General features: G+C 45.4%; 9 protein-coding genes. 2 read left to right on the top strand and 7 right to left on the bottom strand.

Annotated elements, in window-relative coordinates; translation table 11 throughout:
* Positions 1-20 precede the first annotated feature (20 nt).
* The 3 genes from QF117_RS04405 to QF117_RS04395 are packed head-to-tail and all read right to left on the bottom strand — an operon-like array spanning position 21 to position 15,852.
* The gene (locus tag QF117_RS04405) at positions 21-5,945 is read right to left on the bottom strand and encodes a beta-ketoacyl synthase N-terminal-like domain-containing protein (RefSeq protein WP_282384893.1); all 5,925 of its coding nucleotides are present in this window, start codon (positions 5,943-5,945) and stop codon (positions 21-23) included.
* Positions 5,942-8,017: a PfaB family protein gene (locus QF117_RS04400; RefSeq protein WP_282384892.1), complete on the bottom strand. Its 2,076-nt coding sequence runs from the start codon at positions 8,015-8,017 to the stop codon at positions 5,942-5,944. The genes QF117_RS04405 and QF117_RS04400 overlap by 4 nt, the downstream gene beginning before the upstream one ends.
* Positions 8,017-15,852, bottom strand: coding sequence for a type I polyketide synthase (locus QF117_RS04395; protein WP_282384890.1), 7,836 nt, complete (start codon positions 15,850-15,852; stop codon positions 8,017-8,019). The genes QF117_RS04400 and QF117_RS04395 overlap by 1 nt, the downstream gene beginning before the upstream one ends.
* A gap of 661 nt (positions 15,853-16,513) precedes the next feature.
* On the opposite strand from QF117_RS04395, the gene QF117_RS04390 reads away from it, so the two are divergent.
* Positions 16,514-17,374, top strand: a complete 861-nt coding sequence (locus QF117_RS04390; protein ID WP_282386150.1) for a 4'-phosphopantetheinyl transferase superfamily protein — start codon at positions 16,514-16,516, stop codon at positions 17,372-17,374.
* Positions 17,375-17,550: 176 nt separating this feature from the next.
* On the opposite strand, the gene QF117_RS04385 is transcribed toward QF117_RS04390, so the two are convergent.
* Positions 17,551-17,955, bottom strand: a complete 405-nt coding sequence (locus QF117_RS04385) for a thioesterase family protein (protein ID WP_282384889.1) — start codon at positions 17,953-17,955, stop codon at positions 17,551-17,553.
* A 237-nt stretch (positions 17,956-18,192) separates the two neighbouring features.
* Here QF117_RS04385 and QF117_RS04380 point away from each other — a divergent pair, with 237 nt between their 5' ends.
* A complete protein-coding gene (locus tag QF117_RS04380) occupies positions 18,193-18,594 on the top strand; it encodes a YkgJ family cysteine cluster protein (RefSeq protein WP_282384888.1) in 402 nt (133 codons plus the stop codon).
* Positions 18,595-18,637: 43 nt separating this feature from the next.
* Here the strand turns inward: QF117_RS04380 and QF117_RS04375 are convergent, their stop codons facing one another.
* The 3 genes from QF117_RS04375 to QF117_RS04365 form a co-directional block, all read right to left on the bottom strand.
* Positions 18,638-18,835 carry a CPXCG motif-containing cysteine-rich protein gene (locus tag QF117_RS04375; RefSeq protein WP_282384887.1) on the bottom strand — a complete coding sequence of 66 codons (198 nt, stop codon included), beginning with the start codon at positions 18,833-18,835 and terminating at the stop codon, positions 18,638-18,640.
* 4 nt (positions 18,836-18,839) lie between these two features.
* Complete coding sequence (locus tag QF117_RS04370) at positions 18,840-19,181, bottom strand: Fis family transcriptional regulator (RefSeq protein ID WP_282384886.1); 342 nt, start codon at positions 19,179-19,181, stop codon at positions 18,840-18,842.
* 179 nt (positions 19,182-19,360) lie between these two features.
* Positions 19,361-19,684 carry a DUF4144 family protein gene (locus QF117_RS04365; RefSeq protein ID WP_282384885.1) on the bottom strand — a complete coding sequence of 108 codons (324 nt, stop codon included), beginning with the start codon at positions 19,682-19,684 and terminating at the stop codon, positions 19,361-19,363.
* Positions 19,685-19,946 lie beyond the last annotated feature (262 nt).

The raw sequence follows: 19,946 nt of genomic DNA, 5'->3' as shown, positions 1-19,946 counted from the left end.
CTTATCAACATGAGCTTGGCTTAAGCTTTCTGAGCACCGTCAGCTTCTTCAATACAGATAGCAATATCTTTCAGTTCGTAGATACGAAGTCCGTCTTTGCTTAAGTTCGCGTCACCAACAATGATCTTCTTGCCGTCTTCATCTTTGATTGCTGTGATATGTACATCAAGAGACATCTGTTTGTTTAGCGGGTTAATCTGACCGCGGTACTTCCACTTCACCTCAGATTGAATTTGGCCAAACTTAGGATTACGGAAACCCGCACCCAAATCTTTGTTCAGTGCGTAGGTCTGCATTAGCTCAATGATTGCTTCAACGCCTAGAGAACCTGGCATTACAGGGTCTTGATGGAAGTGGAACTGGAAGAACCAATCGCTAGGGTCGATAGTACGCTCAGCATAAAGGTACCCAAGACCAGATTTACCGCCATCGCTCGTGATTTGAACGTTATCGATAAAGTTCAAACGACCACCAGCAAGTTTGTAGTGCGTTTGTTCTACGCCCATTGCTGAAACAGGAGCGTTGAAGTAGCGGCTCGTTTTATCAAGAAGGTCAATGCTTACGTCAGGCGTACGATTGTTGTCAACGTGCCACGGCTGTGTGACTTTTCCATTGTCTAACCCCAGTTGATCTTTAAGCGCCGCGCCTTTGAAGTAACCAAATACAGCTGTGCCTTCGTAGAAAGGAACACCATCGGTGCTTAGCTCGAAGCTGAAGCTTTGAACAATGTTAGTCCCCATCATGACTGTTGAAAGTAGACGTGAGTCATTGGTGATGGTTTTACCACGTAAATCGACGTTACGTAGCATTTTACCGCTACCATCAAGGTTACGGAAGAATAGCTCTTCACCAGGGAAACCAAGCGTTGTACCCATGTAGCCTGAAATGAAACCGTTTGGCTGAAGTGAAATCTCCATTAATACCGAATATGGCATTAATGACTCATGGCTGTTTTCGTCGAAATACCAAGCATTCGCAGGTACTTCATATTCCGCAATACACGAAGACGGTTTCTTGAATTCACCACGCTTACCTTTAATATCAACTACGCGAGTCGTTAGCTGCAGGTCACCACATGGAGTACGCGGTGGGATCATGCCTCGGTAGATTGAGAAGTCTGGGCCGAAACATTTTTCGATATCGCCCGTTGCGAATTCAAACATATGGTAAGGCGTGAACGGTACAGTATCAGGAGTGCGGTTTGGATAGTCAGGCGTTGCTGGCGCTTCAATGTGCTGTAGTGGAATTACCCCTTTATTTGGAGCCGTGTCTAGATCCGGAATCTGCGCCATTAGCGGTGCATTTACTGATGCTTGTTGGCTTATCGATTTATCTGCAACAACCGCTTTTACTGAGCTAGAAACCGTTGACGTGTTTTTTGCGTAAGGAATCGTAGTCTCATCCGTCACTACATAATCACCAGAGCCAATGTAACGAGTACACTCTTCGTCTTCACGAATCATCACACCCAAGTTTTGGAAATCAACAATCACTTTGCCGTTGAGTAGAATATCGATGTTTGCTTTCGCGTATGGACGTGGGCTCAAGCCAATTTCTGTTACTTCCATACGGTACGTTAGTTCAGCAGATTGAGGGAGAACTTGACCACGACAGCGTACTTGCTGTGGTGCATTCTCTAGCGGTTGGAATCGACCGTTCTGTACTAACGTGTGCATACCTAAATGCATCATGTAGAACTGCAGCAGCTGGCCACAGCCTTCTGCCATTAATGAGCCAGCCATGACTGAATCATCTTTGAAGTGGCATGGGAAGTACCAATGCTCAGGCTCTAGTTGCTTGTGCCCTTCAATTAGACCAAGTCCCCATGTACCGCCTTGTGGTTCAACGCGGCTAACCTTTTCAATCATCATAAACTTCTCAGAGCTAAAGCAGAGTGAAGGTTGATGACGATCGGATTGGTGAGTCGGACCAAAACATTCCGCAATGTTTGCAGTAAGAAGATGACGCAGTGATTGGTTATCAAACTGAGTTTTAGGACAATGTAAGATAGGGTCAAAACGCTGTTTTGTCGCCAATTTACGTGCCTTGATTTCATCTTCAGTGTGAATCACGCCTTTGCCGTCAGCCAATTCTTCATCAGTGAAGAAGCCCGCACAACCGTTATCCATTTTCAGGATCATCTTATCGCCAACGAAACATTCGTAAGAGAAGAAGAACAGCAGTGTGTCGCCATTACGAGCAAAGCTATTGATGGAGATATCGTAACGTAGCGTATCGCCACCACGAGGTAAGTCTCCTAAGAAGGTTAACGTACAATCTAGTAGACGATATACGCGCTCACCTTTGTTTTCAAAATCAATGCCTAAGTAGCTGATCAGCATTAAGTCACATTGACCAGACTCTACGGCTACGGCCCAAGGGATTTGACCATCAACAAGATAAGGCGCATCAACAGGAATATCGTATTCCGTTGTCATTGTGCTTGGCTTGAATTCGTTTACTGTCGCGTTTAGTTTAGTAACACGAGATACCAATAGGTAATCGGTGGTTGGCAGACGTACACGGCGAGAGTAGTTATCAATAATTGCATAATCAGGGCCGAATACATTTGCAATGTCACCTTCGGCGTATTCAACTAAGTCGTCGTAATTCCAAATACATGGTTTAAGAGCTGGCTTGACCGGCGCTGCTTGTTCTGGTGCGGTTTCTTCAGGCGTAGCAAGCACATTCATGGGTTGCGTTACAGGAGCGCTCGCCACACCGTTTTGAATGTCCAATGTTTGAACACTATTGCTTAACTGAGCATTATCAATACCCGTTGTAACAGCATTTAATTGCGCCTTTAGTAGTGCATCGGCTATTTGAAGACCTTGTGCACGCGTTTGAAGGAAGGCTTTGTGCACTTCTTGAGTCAATTGTTGATTTTGATTGAACGCTGAAACCTGTGGCGCGTTTTCTTTAGCGGATAGGACTGTAGTCATATTGCTGTGATTACCTGTAATCGAATTCGGCGAAGTCGTCGCCAAAGTTGCAGAAGAATGTGAAGGTTGTGCAGTTGTAGGCTGTGGCATCCCGATCTGTGCCGTCTCTAGCAGTGGAACTTCAGCATGTTGTAGAGTCACAATATTCGATTGCGCTAATGTCGCGATCGTTGCTTGTCTCTTCGCTGATTTACCCGCTGACTTTTGCTGGATCTGATTCAAATCAGCTAACGGTGTTTCCGTTATATGCTGATAAATATCGCGTCCTCCCAACGATACTGACTTAACTAATTGACGCTTACTGTCACTTGCCAACTCATTACTTAAGCGGCCATTCAAAGATTGAGATTCAACGTTTGACTGGGTTAACAGTAATTGAGAACACTGCCCTTCACTGATGTTTGCTACAACGGCTCTTTTCGGTGCGCTTATATTCGCAGGCGATTGAACATTTAAGCTCAATAAGCCATGAATAAGGCTTGCCATACCCGATGCAGACGAACAATGGCCAACACGTTCACTCGCATGAGTTGGGGTTGCTGCGCTTAACGTGCCCGTTAATTGGCTAGCCGTTGGATTTTCCGCGGCTTCGTTCAGCTCAAGCAATGAAATTTCGTTAGAACTCACTCCTACGCGTGTTAGAAGCTTGTCAGTCACTACGTGCTCACGTTGACTAGAACCAAAGGCTAACGCACTGATCTCACCATAAGCTTGGCATTGGGTTGATTCCGCGTGAGCTTGATCAACCAACACGAGCGCACCGGCACCCTCACCGACTTTCCAACCCGAATTCTTTGTACTAGGGTCTTTGGCGGTTAAAGCGACTGGCGTAATGCTGTTTCGTAGTAATACATGTTCAGCACTACCGCTTAAGTCAACTGCGGCAATAACGACTGCATCAATGGATTCTTGTGACATTAGATTTTCAGCAACATCAACACAACGCGCTACAGATTGCTCTGCAGCTGAAATAGTGAAGGCTGGTCCGTTGAAGTCCCACAATGATGAGATTCTAGACGCCATGATGTTGCCAATGAAACTGGTGTACTGATTCAGCTTCGCCGCGTCCATCACGCTGTCCATCGCAATGGTTTCTAGCGCTTGGTATTCAGTTTCCGTTAAATCTATCCCCATGTTTTCGAGGCTATCAGCAAGCTGGCTATGCAAGTTCACGCGTCCACGGAACTGGTGCATTTCAAGTTCCGTTTCCATTGCTACTAACACAGCAACTTTTTGTCCCGCTTCTAACTTGGCATCACGAATCGCTTCATCGGCCACTTTCATCAATAACAGTTGCTGAGAGATCAAACGATCATCTTCATTGGGTGGCACTTTAAAACGTAGGAAATCAAGGTCAAACTGATCAATGTACGCGCCACTTGGCACACCATTAAGCCCAAGTTGTCTTAATAGCTCTGGATGCTGATCTAACCCTTTCCAACGCTTCTTCGGCAGTTCAATGAAGGCATTGGTATTAGACTTAATCGCGTTATCAAACTCACACACACTTTTTAATGAACCAAAGTGAGATGCTAGGCCTGTTATCTTTAACGCTGATGGTGTCGCTGTTGAACTAGACTGAAGTCCAGATGAAGTGGGGTTACTTTTTGAGTAAGCCTCTAGCAATAAGTGTGCATTACAGCCACCAAAACCAAACACAGATACGCCAGCACAACGCTCTGAGTTGCCTGCTTTATCTGGCCAAGACTGAACTTGTTTCGGTAAAGTTTGAGTGCCAAACAAGCCATTTGGAGAAGATAGAGGTGTATCAAGATTAATGCTTGGCGGTAAAACGCCCTCTTTCATCGCAAAGATCATTTTCATGATCCCAGGCATACCAGCAGCTGTTAGCAGATGTCCAAGGTTTGATTTCGCGGAACCAATCAATGGAACGTTTGAACCTTGTAGCTTGTCGGTAAAGAAGCGTTCCATGGAGGTCAGCTCTACTTTGTCGCCCAGTGGTGTACCTGTAGCATGACACTCAATCACTTCAATACTATCTGGTGTTAGATTTGACGCTTCGTAAGCGCGTTCAAATGCCTGAACTTGCCCTTTGCTGTTTGGGCTCAATACAAACTGACCACGCCCATCGTTTGATAAACCAATACCGCTAACAACAGCATAAATATTATCGCCATCACGCTCTGCATCCGCGAGACGTTTTAGTACTAGAACGCCTGCGCCTTCGCCAGCAAACAAGCCTTTACTGTTACTATCGAAAGGAGCGGATACACCGTGATCAGGGTAAGCGTGAAAAATTGAGAAACCCATATTGATGAAGAATGGATCAGCGCCAGATACTGCACCTGCCAGCATCATATCGGCTTTGCCCGCATTCAGGTAATCGCAAGCCAACTTCAATGAATAGACCGAACTTGCACACGCGGCATCAAGGCTTAACTGTACATTGCCAAGACCTAGTGCATCAGCAACCAGTTTCGACGCGTTATGTGCAGCGGCGCCGTTGACTGCATTAAGTGGTTGAGGTTGCTCATTGGTTGGCAATAACTGGAAGTTTTCGTTGGATAACTTCGTTTTCAGCGCCTTCTCCACGACAGAGTGGTACATAGGTAAAAACAGATCGTTTGAACGAGTCGTTGGGAACGACAGCGCCCCCATAATGACACCGGTGCGTTCTAACACATCCGAACTAAGATTGACCCCCGCATCGACTAGCGCTTTTCGGCTTGTATCTAAAGCCCATAAAAAGCTTTGATCGATGCCTTGGAACGACCCTTCCGTTACGCGGTAACCTGAACTATCGAAGTTAAAGTTTTCAATGTAACCGCCCTTATCGCAGTAGAAACGGTCAGACTCACCTTGAACACCTTGATAGTCTTGCGGCGTCGCGCCAAGCTTTTCTGCGCTTAACGTAGTCCGAGAATCTTTTTTATCGAGTAAATTTTGCCAAAAGTCATTTGGCGTGTCTGATTGTGGGTACTGATTAGCAATACCGACAATCGCAATTTTATTACTTTTTAAAGCGTTTGATTGAGAACTCATACTGGCTCCCCTTGATGGTTATTCGCTTCACTATCTGTTACCGACAATCCTTGTGTCGTTGATAAATGGCATTGGTATTTCGCGTCATTTATCTGCTGTTCCAGCCCTTCAATAAGCGGCGTAACAGAGAGAGGAATTTGATGAGTGATTAGCTGACCGATACATTTCAACAATGTCGTTATGTCCTCGCCACCTTTCGCATTGCTGGCAACTGTGCAGTGCCCATGAGAAACTTCGTCGGTGCGATTGATCTTATCGATTAAGGTACTCGTTTGACGATCGGCCCCTACTTCTACAAATAGTCGAGCACCCTGTGTACGGGCGGCACGAATCAATGAAGTAAAATCTAATGTCGAGCAAAACGTATCAGCAATAGAAAGTGCGATACTTTCACTGTCTATATCCACCGGACGATTTTCAGCGGCACTGATAAAACGAATATGCTCAGGCAGTTCATCAAATACGGGCTGAGTGTAGAACTCACGTATCTGATCATGTTGGCTCCAAGCTGGCTCAGTATGCATCGCTGTTACCCGATTCGCCGCAATTCCACGCTTGCCTAGCTTTTTAAGTAATGCACGGCATGTCTCTTCACAGCCTGCTAGTACACAAGTATCACCTTGAATAATAGCTAGATAAGCACTTGGAAATTCAGGTAAAAGCGCTTCAATAGAAGCGGAGTCGCTACGAACGACAAAGCTATTCCACTTGATATCTTCACTATGACCGAGTTTCCAATCTTGACGCACAGCCGTTAACTCACCTGAAATCGCGGTGGTGAAGATTGGGCTGGTTTGCGTCATTTCAATCAGCGCATGTGGATTTTTCCACACTCCCAAACTTGCCCACATTGATGCTTCGCCTTTGGAATAACCCAAGGCAAAGTCCGGTTTTACAGCAAAGTCTTCGCACAACAACTGTGTCAGAATATAGCTACTGCCGACACCCGCGATGGCAAGCTCACTCAATGACAGCTCTTGGGGCTCATCAGCGTACGTTTTACTCGCTTGCAGCATTTCCTCTAAATCACCTTCTCGCTCTAAACGCGCAAAAAGCTGTGGGAAATAGTGGTGAAATTCGCGAAGTAACCCCGGATAAACAGTGCCAACGCCCGGATAAACAAACGTGACACCACCTTTGCTATTGGGTGCTGGTGAAAAACAGCTACCCGCAGGCGTTTTATAATGACTGTTTTCAGCCATGACTTTGCCCAGTGAACTTTCTAACGCAGAGATCTCTTTTAACGCGGACTCTACCGATACCGCTTGAATGACAATATCAGCACAACCAGTATTTTTAGAACCTGATGTTTGGTACTGCTTGAGGTTCGAATGCATTAACTTAATCAGTTCAATCGCATTAGGCTCACTAGACTCAATTGAAGGTAAACCACTAAGTTGTACTTTGAGTTGAGCTAGAGCGGATTTAAGTTCAGTTTCATTTGAACCACTAACGACGAACATCACTCTCTCTTGAGAAAGTAATGGTTTAGCGGGCTTCAGCCCCGTCGCTTGAGTCAAAATTAAACTTGTTGAACCTTCACTTACGCGATTAAACGTTAGCGAAGCTACACGAGCTTTATTCTGCTGAGTGAACCAATAACGATTTTCCAGTGTACGACCTGAAATGGCGGTAACGAGTGCAAACAATTCGGCGAACTGCTGTGTAGAAGTCGTTACATCAAAATCACGATCATAACTGAGGTCTTCAGATAGGCGTCGAGCATGTGAGAGTGCGTTTTTGACACTCTCGATTTTCGTGTCGCTGTTTTCACTGAAACCAGAAAAATACGCATGCGGGTGAATCTTACTTTTCGCTGCACTCAATGCACTTAGCATGAAGATGCTATTGGCGGGCATGCCATGAATATTTGCTGTCGTTAACTCTATGATGTTTCCTTGAGACACCGCCTCAATAGCGCTATTAATCGATAGATTGAAATCATCACCGACCACTATTTTTTGAACAGCAGAAAGTGAGGACAATAAGTTGGCAGAAAGCCCAGCGGCGTTTGCAGGCTGAGCTAAAAGAGCGATGCGCAAAGGCATCGCTTTATTAGTAGGAACAGTCACTATGAGGAGAGCTCCTGTGTTTTCTTGGACTCAGCTGTCTTAGATTTTTTGGTTTTCTTCGCTACCGATTTAGTTTCAGGCTGATTCGCTAAGAAGGCATCATTAAGCGTTTTACTGATGGTGACTTTTGCCCCATTCATAACCGCACTCAATCGACCATCTTGGTGATAAAGAGCGATATTCGCTTGCAGTGAACGAGCGGTACTCTTGATCACTTCAAGTTCTAAATGGCCGTTATCACCTGATTGCATTGGTGAATAACAGATCATCTCACCAATAGCTGAAGGAAGACTCGCCGAGCCGTACTTTAATCGAGCCCAAACTAGCATCGCTTGCAGCAGGTAATCTTCGGCAAATGGTTGGCTGTCACCAAACGCATTTTTTGCAATGAAAGATCCGCAATCACTATCAACAACAGTTGGCATTTCACACTGAGCTAACAAGCCTTGGTCATCAAAACGCTCTACCGTTTTAATGCCTTGCAGTGTTGGCCCGTGAAATAACGTTCCATCACTGTACAAAGTTTCTGCAGTGGTCACTTTTGAGTCAGAGCTAACATCAAAATGCTTAAATAATGAAGCCGGTACATCGCTCGCTACCTGAGCATCAGCAACCAACAATTCCGCTTGGTATTGCGGACGGCCTTGGCAACTGATCAACGCTTTTATCACGCCGTCTTCCAAATCCGTTGTTTTAGATACTTCAGGTGACAACGTCACTGTTAGTTCTTGTGCTTCATCCGTGTCAAAGATTATGCCTTTAAGCAATTTGTAGTTGCGAACGCTAACGTTCGCCCCTAGCAATTGTTGCGCTGTTTCACGCATCCATTGGATTGCACACACTGTCGGTAACACTGGGTTACCGGCAATGCAGTGATCCTTGATAAAAGGCAGAGCCTTTGGATCAAGAATACGTGTCACAGTGATGCTTGTTTTCAGCGGACTCTTTGCAAGATACACAGACTCCGCATTACGCTTTTTTACAGAAGCTTCCTCTTGAGCGCCTTGCATGCTCGTACCAACCAGCAATTGAATGCCGGTTTCGCTCAACAGCTGAGAGCTAAACAGCTCTGCACCTGCTTGAAGAGGAATTACGTACACACCACGTTCTGTGAACATACGTTTAAGTGCTGCGTTGACCATGCCACCGTCCCACGGTCCCCAATTGAAGCTCATCACTTTCGCTTGAGGGTTACGAGCAGATAGTTGTAGAGCCGCTTTGTTTAGGATCTCGTTAGACATCGAGTAATCACTTTGGCCAGTGTTTCCATAGAAACCCGCCGCCGAAGAGAACATCGCAATCAGTTTTAGCTTGCTGCTATCAAGACCACCAAGAACCGCTTCTAGTCCGCCCACTTTCGTGCCGTAAACCATATTCAGCTCATCAAGTGTTTTATCTTGAATGTGTTTGTCAGCCAGTACGCCTGCGCCGTGGATAAGCCCCGTGATGCCGTCGAAATTCGCCAGTGTTTTCTCTACCGACTCATGGTTCGACACATCTAGGCTTAGGTACTCAGCGCTTGCGCCAATCTCGTTGAAAGCGGCAAGTGCTGCGTTGATTTCAAGGCTGCTCAATACCGGTTTTAGCAAGGCATCAACTTTCTTCGGCGTTGGTTTGTCTCCTGTTGCTTGTAGGTGAGCGATAGCCGCTGGTTTTAGCTCTTTCTCTTGCTTGCCTTGTGCCCACTGAGGTAGCTCATCTGAAGTAATATGCTTACTACGACCCGCAAGAATGAAATGAGACTTACATTGCTTAGCAAGCGTCAGCGCACATTCAAACGTCACGCCTTTAGCACCACCCGTTACGAGAACATTGTCGCTCTTGGTGAGTTGAGCACCTGCGTTTTTGGTTTGTGCAGCACCTGGTGTTGCCGCAATCAATGTTGCACGACCAGATTCACCGTTTTCCGCATGGCTAAGGCCGATTTCAACCGTGTTGGTATCGATATCGAACAGTTCGCCTATGATAGCTTCAGCTAGGTGGCGAGCATCAATAGAAGCGTCAGCATCCAATGCACGGCAGAACACGTTTGACCATTCATGGCTCAGTGTCTTAGTGAGACCAGACAGCGCGGCTTGGTTAAGTTCTGCATTCACTAATTGCTTAGTATCTAGGTAACCAAAGCCACCATCGATACGGCTTAGTGTGAAGAACACGCTACGACCAGAAACGGCATTCAGTTGGCCATTTAGGTGCTTGGCGAATAAGAACGCTGTCGTCAGTGAAGCTCTTGAGTCTGCATTCAAGTTAACCGCTTGCTCGTTGCTTTGTTTCGCATCAACGATAGCTTGTAGGTGAATGAAGCCAGCAATCACTTTGTTCGACGTTTTAAGGTCTGCTTCGATGTCGTTAATCACTGCTGTCACACCAGCATCATCGATGCTTTCTAACGTGTAGTTTGCGATTTCGCTGTTTAGTGGTGACGCGGCAGATAGTGGGCTACGTACTACAGCAACGTGAACGCCGTTAGCCGTCAGCTTTTCTGCTAGAACACCCGCATTATGACCATCATCGGTGATCACGATACAAGCGTCTTTTGAGAAACAATCGACGAGTTTATCTGCCGCTGGTAGCTTTTTTAGCGCTACCTCATTGTGTGGAGGAAGTTCCGCTGTCGCTGTTTCTGCGATAGGCGTTACTGATTCAGCTTTTGGAGTCGCTACGGGTGCAGCCGCGGATAGCTTGCTTTGCATGTAGGTAACGATTTCACCAAGAGTACGACACTCAGCTAAGTCTTCAGGGTTTAGCTCTGGCAGCGTTGGTAGCTGGTCTTGAACCGTACCCAAGATCTCAACGCGTTTAATCGAATCGATACCAAGGTCTGCTTCCATGTCCATTGCTAGGTCGAGCATTTCTGCTGGGTAACCTGTTTTGTCGGCAACCACTTCCATCATTGTTGATTGAACGTGAGCAGTGTTTAGGTCGTTGCTTGCGCTTTCTGCAGCGGTTGCAGTTGCTTCTGGAGCAGGTGCAGCATTAGCGCCTAGCTTGCTGTTCATGTAAGCAACGATTTCGCCTAGTGTACGACATTCCGCTAGATCTTCAGGGTTTAGCTCCGGCAGCGTTGGTAGCTGGTCTTGAACTGTTCCAAGGATCTCAACACGTTTGATTGAGTCGATGCCAAGGTCAGCTTCCATGTCCATTGCTAGGTCGAGCATTTCTGTTGGGTAGCCCGTTTTATCAGCCACTACGCTCAGCATTGTGCCTTGAACTTGTTCTGCGTTTAAACCGTTTGATACTGCTTGCGCTAGTGCAGATATTTGAGCTGCTACAGGAGCAGAAGCTGGAAGCTTGCTGTTCATGTAGGCTAAGATTTCACCTAGAGTGCGACACTCTGCGAGATCTTCAGGGTTGAGCTCTGGCAATGTTGGTAGCTGGTCTTGAACCGTACCTAGAATTTCAACTCGCTTGATTGAATCGATACCAAGGTCAGCTTCCATATCCATTGCTAGGTCTAGCATTTCAGTCGGGTAGCCCGTCTTTTCTGCTACCACTTCTAGCATCGTCTTCTGAACGACAGCCGCATCTAAACCGCTAGCTGCTTGAACTGAAGTCGCTGCAGTTTGAGCCACTACAGGAGCAGAAGCCGGAAGCTTGCTGTTCATGTAAGCAACGATTTCGCCAAGAGTACGACACTCAGCGAGATCTTCAGGGTTTAGCTCAGGAAGCGTTGGTAGCTCGTCTTGTACCGTACCTAGAATTTCAACACGCTTGATAGAGTCGATACCAAGGTCCGCTTCCATATCCATTTCTAGATCGAGCATCTCAGTTGGGTAGCCCGTTTTCTCAGCCACCACTTCTAGCATGGTTTGTTGAACGACTTTCGCATCAAGGCCATTAGTTACTTGAACAGGAGGAGTTGTGCTTGGCTGCGCTGCAACAGGTGCTGATGCTGGCATTTTGCTGTTCATGTAAGCCACGATTTCACCAAGAGTACGACATTCCGCTAAATCTTCAGGGTTCAGATCGGGTAGGTTTGGCATTTCGTCTTGAACTGTGCCAAGGATTTCAACACGTTTGATAGAGTCGATACCAAGATCAGCTTCCATATCCATATCAAGATCTAACATCTCTGTTGGATAGCCTGTCTTCTCAGCCACCACTTCTAGCATGACTTTTTCAGCATCCGCCGATTGCACTGATGCCGAAGCTGTTTGAGGAGCTTCAGCAACAATTGCCGGTGCTGAAGTCTTAGCTGTCATTGACTGACTCGCTTGCTCTGTTAGAGGTTGAGCCAGTTCTGGTTTAACCGCTTTAGGAGCAACAGTCGTGGCTTGGGTTGGAACTGGAGTTACCACAGGTGCAGGTTGCGAAACCGCCTGCTGAGTCGTCGCCTGTACAACAACGGGAGCGACAGCTTTTGCGGCCGCAGTTGGAGCGTAAGCTGGAGCAGATACAGCTTGAGAACCAAACGCGCTTAATGCTGAGTTATTGTTGATAGCTTGCATCTCAAGATAAAGAGCGTGTGCCCTTAACGTCTCCGCCTGATGCTGGTGGAACATTTCCATAGAACGCTGTAGGTTCTCAGGAATTGCTACGCCTGCTGTTGCCATTTTCGCTTGCTCAGACATTAGGGTGTTGAACGTGTCACCGTATTGCTGAGGAATCGCAAGGAACTGCTGATGTACTTCTGCTGCTTGTTGTTGAGCATTGAAGAACGACTGCAATGAAGACTCATCTACCGTTACTTGAGCTGTTGGCTGACTAGTCGCTGGGGCAGTTTGAACCACTTGTGATTGCGGAGCTGCTGTTGCTACTTGTGCACTTGGTGCTGGGGCAGCTGACTGTTGTACATTTGAAGCTTGAGGAGTAGCCACAGGTACTTCAACGATTTCTGTTTTAATCACTTCTTTTTCCACGATTTTCTCGACTTCAACTTTCACTTCAACAATCTCAGTCTTTTCGGTGACGTTGCCCGAAGCCAATGATTGATCCATTTTCTTACGAGTAGCTGGGCTGATGTAGTTGGTTGCATTCAGCTTGATGTTCATTGGTGATGCCTTTGCAGGTTCAGCAATGTCAGCTTGGTAAGGGTCAATGTTGTCTAATGAAACACCGGCCACGCACAGTTGAACCGCAGCTAAACGAAGCTGTTGGTCACTGTCACCTTTAGGGCTTGGGTTGATGCTGATTGCGTAAAGTTCTTCGTTCTTATCAGCCAATGTTTTCTCAACCAGCTTTTGAAGAATGTTCTTCGGACCGAACTCAACGAATACGCGTGCACCCGCTTCGTACATCGCTTCAATTTGCTCACTGAAACGAACCGATTGCAGCATGTGTTGCTTGAACGCTTTCTTGATCGCTTTAGCGTCTTTGCTGTGCAGTTTGCCCGTTGCGTTTGAGTAAAGCGGCAGCGTTGGAGCGCTGAATGAAGCTTTATCAATTGCAGCAGCAAATGGTTTCTGAGCGTGAGCAACAAGTGGTGTGTGGAAAGCGCCAGATACTGGCAGAGCAATCGCTTTGAAGCCTTGTTCAGTTAGCGCTTCTGCTGCTTGTTGAACCGTCGCAGTTGGACCTGCAATAACCAGTTGAGTCGGCGCGTTGTAGTTGGCAATACTCACGCCTTCGAATTGGCTGATGCAGCTTTCAACGGCTGGAAGTTTGTCTGCGTCTAGGATGACTGCAAACATAGTACCGCTGTCTCCTTGTTCAGGTGTCGCTGCCATTGCATCGCCACGAGCAAATGCCAGTTGGTAGTAATCATCTTGGGAGATAACACCCGATGCACATAGTGCGCTTAGCTCACCAAAGCTGTGGCCTGCAACCATGTCTGCTTTAAAGCCCGCTTGAGTCATTATTTCAAACTGACCCATAGAGACAGTACCAATCGCGCTTTGAGCATTCGCTGTATTGGTTAGTACCGCTTCTTGAGCTTTAGTTGCATCTGCAGTGAATGTAGGGATTGGGAAAAGCACTTGAGACAACGCTGTCTTCTTATGCTGACCAAATACCTGATCCGCTTTCGCCAATTGTTGACGCATCTCAGGGTAATGACAGGCAAGCTCTCGACCCATGTTTAGGTATTGAGAACCCTGACCAGCAAACAGCGCAGCAACCTTAGAGTCACCGTTCGTTAATGCTGACTTTCGGTAGCTCGTTCCGTTGGGCAATTGCCAATGCAGTTTGTCTTGGGCTTCAAGCATCGAAATTGCGTTGGTTAATTGAGCTTTAAAATCAGGCAGATCAACGGCTACTAAACCAAGACGAGCATGGGAAGCTTCGATATCACGCAGTGCGTAGCGACGAGCAAATTTGGCTAAGTTCACATGGCTACCGGCAAGTGACGCGGTAACTTGTTGCAGTTCGGTGATCAGCGCGCTGCGAGATTCAGCACTGAATAGGAATGTTTGTGGTACTTGACGCTGACGGTATTTATCACCGCGAGCGTGCTCTGGCGTGTACTCTTCCAATACAACGTGGAAGTTAGTGCCACCAAAACCAAATGAGCTGATACCTGCACGGCGCGGTGTGCCGTCGACACGTTTCATCCAAGGGCGCGTTTGAGTGTTTAGATAAAATGGCGAATTCTCGATATCTAACTTAGGGTTCGGCGCGGATACATTGATCGTTGGCGGCAGTACTTTATGATGCAGCGCAAGTGCCGCTTTAATAAGACCTGCGGTGCCTGCTGTCGATTTGGTATGGCCGATTTGAGATTTAACCGACCCTAGAGCGATGTGTTGTTTCTGCTCGTTGTGTTCACTGAATACCGAGTTTAAACCAGCAAATTCTGCGACATCACCAGCCGCTGTGCCCGTACCGTGGGCTTCAAGTAGTCCAAGTGTATGTGGCGCAAAACCAGCATCATCATAAGCACGTTTCAGCGCTTTTGCTTGGCCTTCTGGGCGCGGCGCGTAAATACTCTTAAACTTACCGTCTGAAGAAGAACCCACGCCTTTGATTACCGAGTAAATACGGTCTCCATCGCGCTCTGCATCTTCTAGACGCTTAAGTGCAACCATGCCGATACCTTCACCAATCATCATACCTTTAGAGTCGATATCGAACGGTTGAATGGTTTCGTTTGTTGTGAATGCCGGTGTTTTAGAGAAGCTCATGTACATGGTTGGGGAGTTATCGGTACACACACCACCTGTGATCATCATTTCACTGCGGCCTTCAACCAGCTCACTCAGTGCCATACGCATTGCGGCAAGAGAGCCCGCACACGCTGCATCCACAACACAGTTAATGCCACCAAGGTCAAAACGGTTCGCAATACGGCCTGAAATGACGTTTCCAAGAGAGCCCGGGAATGAGTTCTCTTCCCAGTGAATGTATTGGTCTTGGAATTTTTTGATCAGCATTTCGCTGTCTTCGTCGCTAATGCCACTGCTCTTGAAGACTTTCTTCAATACAGGGTACTGCAGACGTGCGTTTAGGCTTTGTGCAATCTTTTGACCGCCACCAACACCTAGCGTAATACCAATCTTATCGCGATCGTAACCTTCTGGAAGTTTTGCATCTTCAAGTACTTCCTTTGCTACGATTAATGATAGTAACTGGGATGTGTCTGTCAGCTCCAAAATGTTCGGCGGAAGACCAAACTCCATCGGATTGAAGTCAACTTCAGGAATGAAGCCACCACGCTTACAGTAAGATTTGTCCGGCGTTGTTCTATCAGCATCATAGTAATCTTCAGGGCGCCAGTGAGTATCGGGCACTTCTGTAATCGCATCGATTTTTTCACTGATCAAGTCCCAAAACTTGTTCAGGTAACGAGAGTTCGCAAACATACTCGCCATTCCAACGATAGCAATAGGCATATCTTTAAGGCGTTTATTGAGTCGAGTGTCGTCGATAGATTCGGGTGTTGTTTGTTCGGGTTGGCTCATTATGAGTCTCCACTGGAAATCACGAGGGGTGATGTCATATTTTGAAGCTGGCTTTTTAAGTGCATAGACAATAAATCCGTTTGAGATCTAGAAAAACACAGCTGAAAAGTCTGGTCGCTGCTAGTGAGCAACCAGTTAGAGATGATGCTTTGAGAGTTAAATAACTCGTCATAGTCGATATGAATCATGGGCGATTTAAGCATTCATGTATGCGGGCAATGTCCATTAAAATCCTGTCTAAATAATTGCTATATGAGATGCTTATATTCGCAATGAAAATGAATAAAGTTGACTAATGGTTGAGCAGGTTAGCTGAGGCGACTAATTGATACAATGCTCTGAACGCAACGGACAATCTTGTCAGACCAGATGAATACGAAGAAATGGATTTAAATTGATAAATGAATTCCCTAATTGTCTGATTTTATGGGATAAAATTTACAAAATTTGAGTTTATACTCTACTTTTATCATGAGTGAGATCTAGCTCATGTTTTTGTAACCATTCGTATAAATGGTTTTATTTTATAGGACTCTACTCATCTCACCAGTACATTTGTTATGGTGTGAATACAGTGAGTTTAAAAGTCGAACATCGTCATTTCTCTCCCTCTGATTCTCTAGTAACATAGGATAAAATAATGACTAAAAGGAGATGCCATTTGGCCGTTCAGCCTCTGATTGATCTGTGGCTATGCCCACTCAATCAACTTGATGAATGTTTGAATAAAACAAGTCAACTTCGAACCTGGCTTTCAGGAGATGAAGTGAAAAAAGTAGACCGGTTTCGTTTTCACCATGATAAAATTCAGGCTCTTTATATACGCTGCTACTTGCGTTGTGTTTTGTCTCAATATTCATCATTGGGTCCGCAGGAATGGCAGTTTCATTTGGGGCCGAAGGGAAAGCCTGCCTTGATAAGCGAACAGTATTTAAACACAGGTCTATCGTTCAATATTAGTCATAGCAAAGATCATTTGTTAATTGCGGTATGTCAGATGAAGAATGCCAGTATCTTTTTGGGGGTGGATATTGAGCACTCTCGCAGTGGAATGGATATTGGTGCCGTCATGAACCGGTACTTTACAGCGGAAGAAATTAAGGATTTGAACGATCTTGACAGCGACCGAAAAAACGAACGCTTTTTCGATTTATGGGCATTGAAAGAGTCATACATCAAAGCGACCGGGCTCGGTCTTTCCATACCATTAAACCGTTTTTCTTTTGATTTTTCATCGGCTTTGAAGTGTGATTTATCTATTGATGCTGTCACGATGGGCACTAAACCTAATAATGAGTGCGATAAACTCTGTATCGAGACATATCGCGGTATTCACGTTAATTTTGATGTCAGTAGCGAAAATGATACTTCAAACCAATCTTTCGAGCAGATTCAATGGCAGACCTGCTTAGGACGGTTAGATGAACAATACCGGTTTGCTGTGACTGTGGGAGGAGTTATACCGGACATGGAGATCAAGATGAAACACTTCGACTCGTCTATTTTAGGTTCTCTATGTTAAGTTCTCTATGTTAGGGGCTATATGTGAAGGGCTATGTTAAAAGCTAAGTTAGGAGGATATGTTACGAACAAAGTCAGGGCGAGAGTGAAAACGACGCTTTGATGAGCGCGGCTCGCAGGTTCAGCTAGAGCCACGTATCTATTTATCTTTGAGTGTTCTTTGAGGAAGATGGTTTGCTATACGGCTTCAATCATGGCTTCTAATATTTCAGCTGGGACCGGTTGAAGGCGCTTATCTTTATCTAGACACACCATTTCGATGTCCCCTATCACCGCAGGTTTACTTGCCCCTTCTCGCCAGACTTCTTGTCTCCAAAGGGTTTTGTATTTTCCGTCCAATTTGAATGATGTTCGGATATCACAAATCTCTGCAAACTCAACACCATCCTGGAAAATCATGTTCGCTTTGTACACGGCAAACCCCAAGCCGTGTTCGTTCCATAATGTTGCCAGTTTATTACTACCCAAGACATGCTCTCGTGCTCGCTCAAAATACTTCAGAAAATTGGGGTGATACACTACCCCTGAGTGATCGGTATCTTCGTAATAGATCTGTACCGGATGGTGAAATATCTTACTCATACTACGCAACCTCATTACGGTGGTTTGCATTGTGCCAATGCGAACGCCAATGCTAAGTGATTGTCGGCACTGTACATTAAACCCATAAAGTACTTCAAGAAATCACGAGTAATATCCTTCTGGTGTGACCTCACCGAGTATGCGGCAGTCAGCCAATGAGCCAAAGTAATGATCCCGCATTAATGCCGCGTAATCAGTGCTATCATATGTCGATATTGCTGAATTATTGGGATTTGGATGAGAGATTGTAACCAATGCGGAAAATGCTGCATTAAATATGGTGGCGGTGATCTCTGGGTGTCACAAGAAGAAATTGATCTCTGGGAAATATTTAATCCAGATATTTTTGATTACGTTAAAGGAGGGGAAATCTGGTTCGATCCTAAAACCAGAGAAAAGCTGCAACGATGTCCTTTTCTTGAATTAGCGCCTAAAACCTCTAAAAACGATCCTGATAAATACACGTGCAGCATTTACTTAAGTCGCCCTGAGGACTGTAAACACTACCCTAGCCTTATTGAAGAAATGATTCGGGATGAATGTGAAATGATAGAAGCGGTTGATTTAGAAAACGCCAAAAAAGCGCAGCAGAAACTTGATGTGTGGATGATTGATAGCCGCCCTCCCCGTGTTTACTAGTGCGTTTTAATGGAATACACTTCCGACCTTGTGAAAACTTCTTCTAAAAACTGTCGTTTTCGCTGTAAACGTTAGCCATCAAAGAACCGTCATTATTTTCTAAAATCAAAAAGGTTATGGGCTTACAGCACACCTGACAATCTTCGATGTACTGCTGTTCAATGTCCGACGCGTCAATCAACACGTCGATAGTTTCACCACAGTAAGGGCACTCTATTAATTGTTCATTAAGTTGGTTCACATCGTCACCCTAACCGTCTAGCCCAGTTACCACCGTGCTCGTTTTCGCAGTTCTGGTCAGTATCAAATGCAATATGTTGTACGGCGTTCTTAAGTGTTATGCCAATTTTTTCGAGTTTCGCCTGAACTAAGGAACACACAGTAGAGCCACTGTCGTTTGCCAAGAATTCAGAAAGTTGTCTATTGGTCGAAAAGACACAGGTCACCTTCAAAGTTTCAGGGAAATTAGAGTAGTTAGCCGAGTGAGTTAGCCATTGAAAACCTTCAAGTTGCTTTAGGTTGGTTTCACAGAGTTGTGTTAACGTCTTTCTGATTTGGTTGTCTATTTTCTTATCTGTTTTACGCATATCTGATTAAGGCCTACTGATTGTGTTTCAATACTTATTTATCCTAGGTTAACCCAAACTGAATCGATTTGTGTATAAAATGTCTAACGATATTGCAAGAACTCGTTTCGATGGTTTGTCTGTATAGCCCATTCGCGAATTAACGTTTATTAGGCTATACAGTGGCTCTTTAGCTTATATTAGTCCGTGAAAGTCAAAGATTGAATCGCTTCTGAAATAGACAAGAAATGTATTTTTGTTAAACACATCTCCGCTTTTGAAAACTCGTGGGCTTGTATCAATGATGTCACTTCACTCACACTAAGAGACTGATTGTTTTTTTCCGTTACTATGCCTTTATTATCAACTTCTCGAATCGTAAATCCTTGACCTACTGAGTCGATAAGAACATCAAGGTCACTGAATATCAATCCCTCGCACTCATCCTGTAAATTTTGGTTGGAGCCGATATACATCAGCTCATCATCGCCTTCGAGTTTTATAATGCACGGCCATTGAATCATCACATTTCCTCTCGAAAATTAGTATCTTGTGGTAACACCTTCGACGAAATAGAACTTAAAGCCTTTCGGACCATGGCACCAAGATCAACCAGTTAGGTTCTATGTTTGTCTCTCAAGCTGTATGATTAACTTTAGCGCTAAACAAAGCAAGCTGTAGCAAGGATATGTCGATTCTATTTCTCAATATTGTTCTTTATAACGCAAAGCTAAATAGGCACAAAATAATGTCACTTAACTTTCCAATTACCACGTAAACACCACA

This window comes from Vibrio sp. YMD68 (assembly GCF_029958905.1).
GTDB lineage: Bacteria > Pseudomonadota > Gammaproteobacteria > Enterobacterales > Vibrionaceae > Vibrio.
Note: the sequence above shows the minus strand (reverse complement) of the source record. Positions and strands in the feature narration are given on the sequence as shown.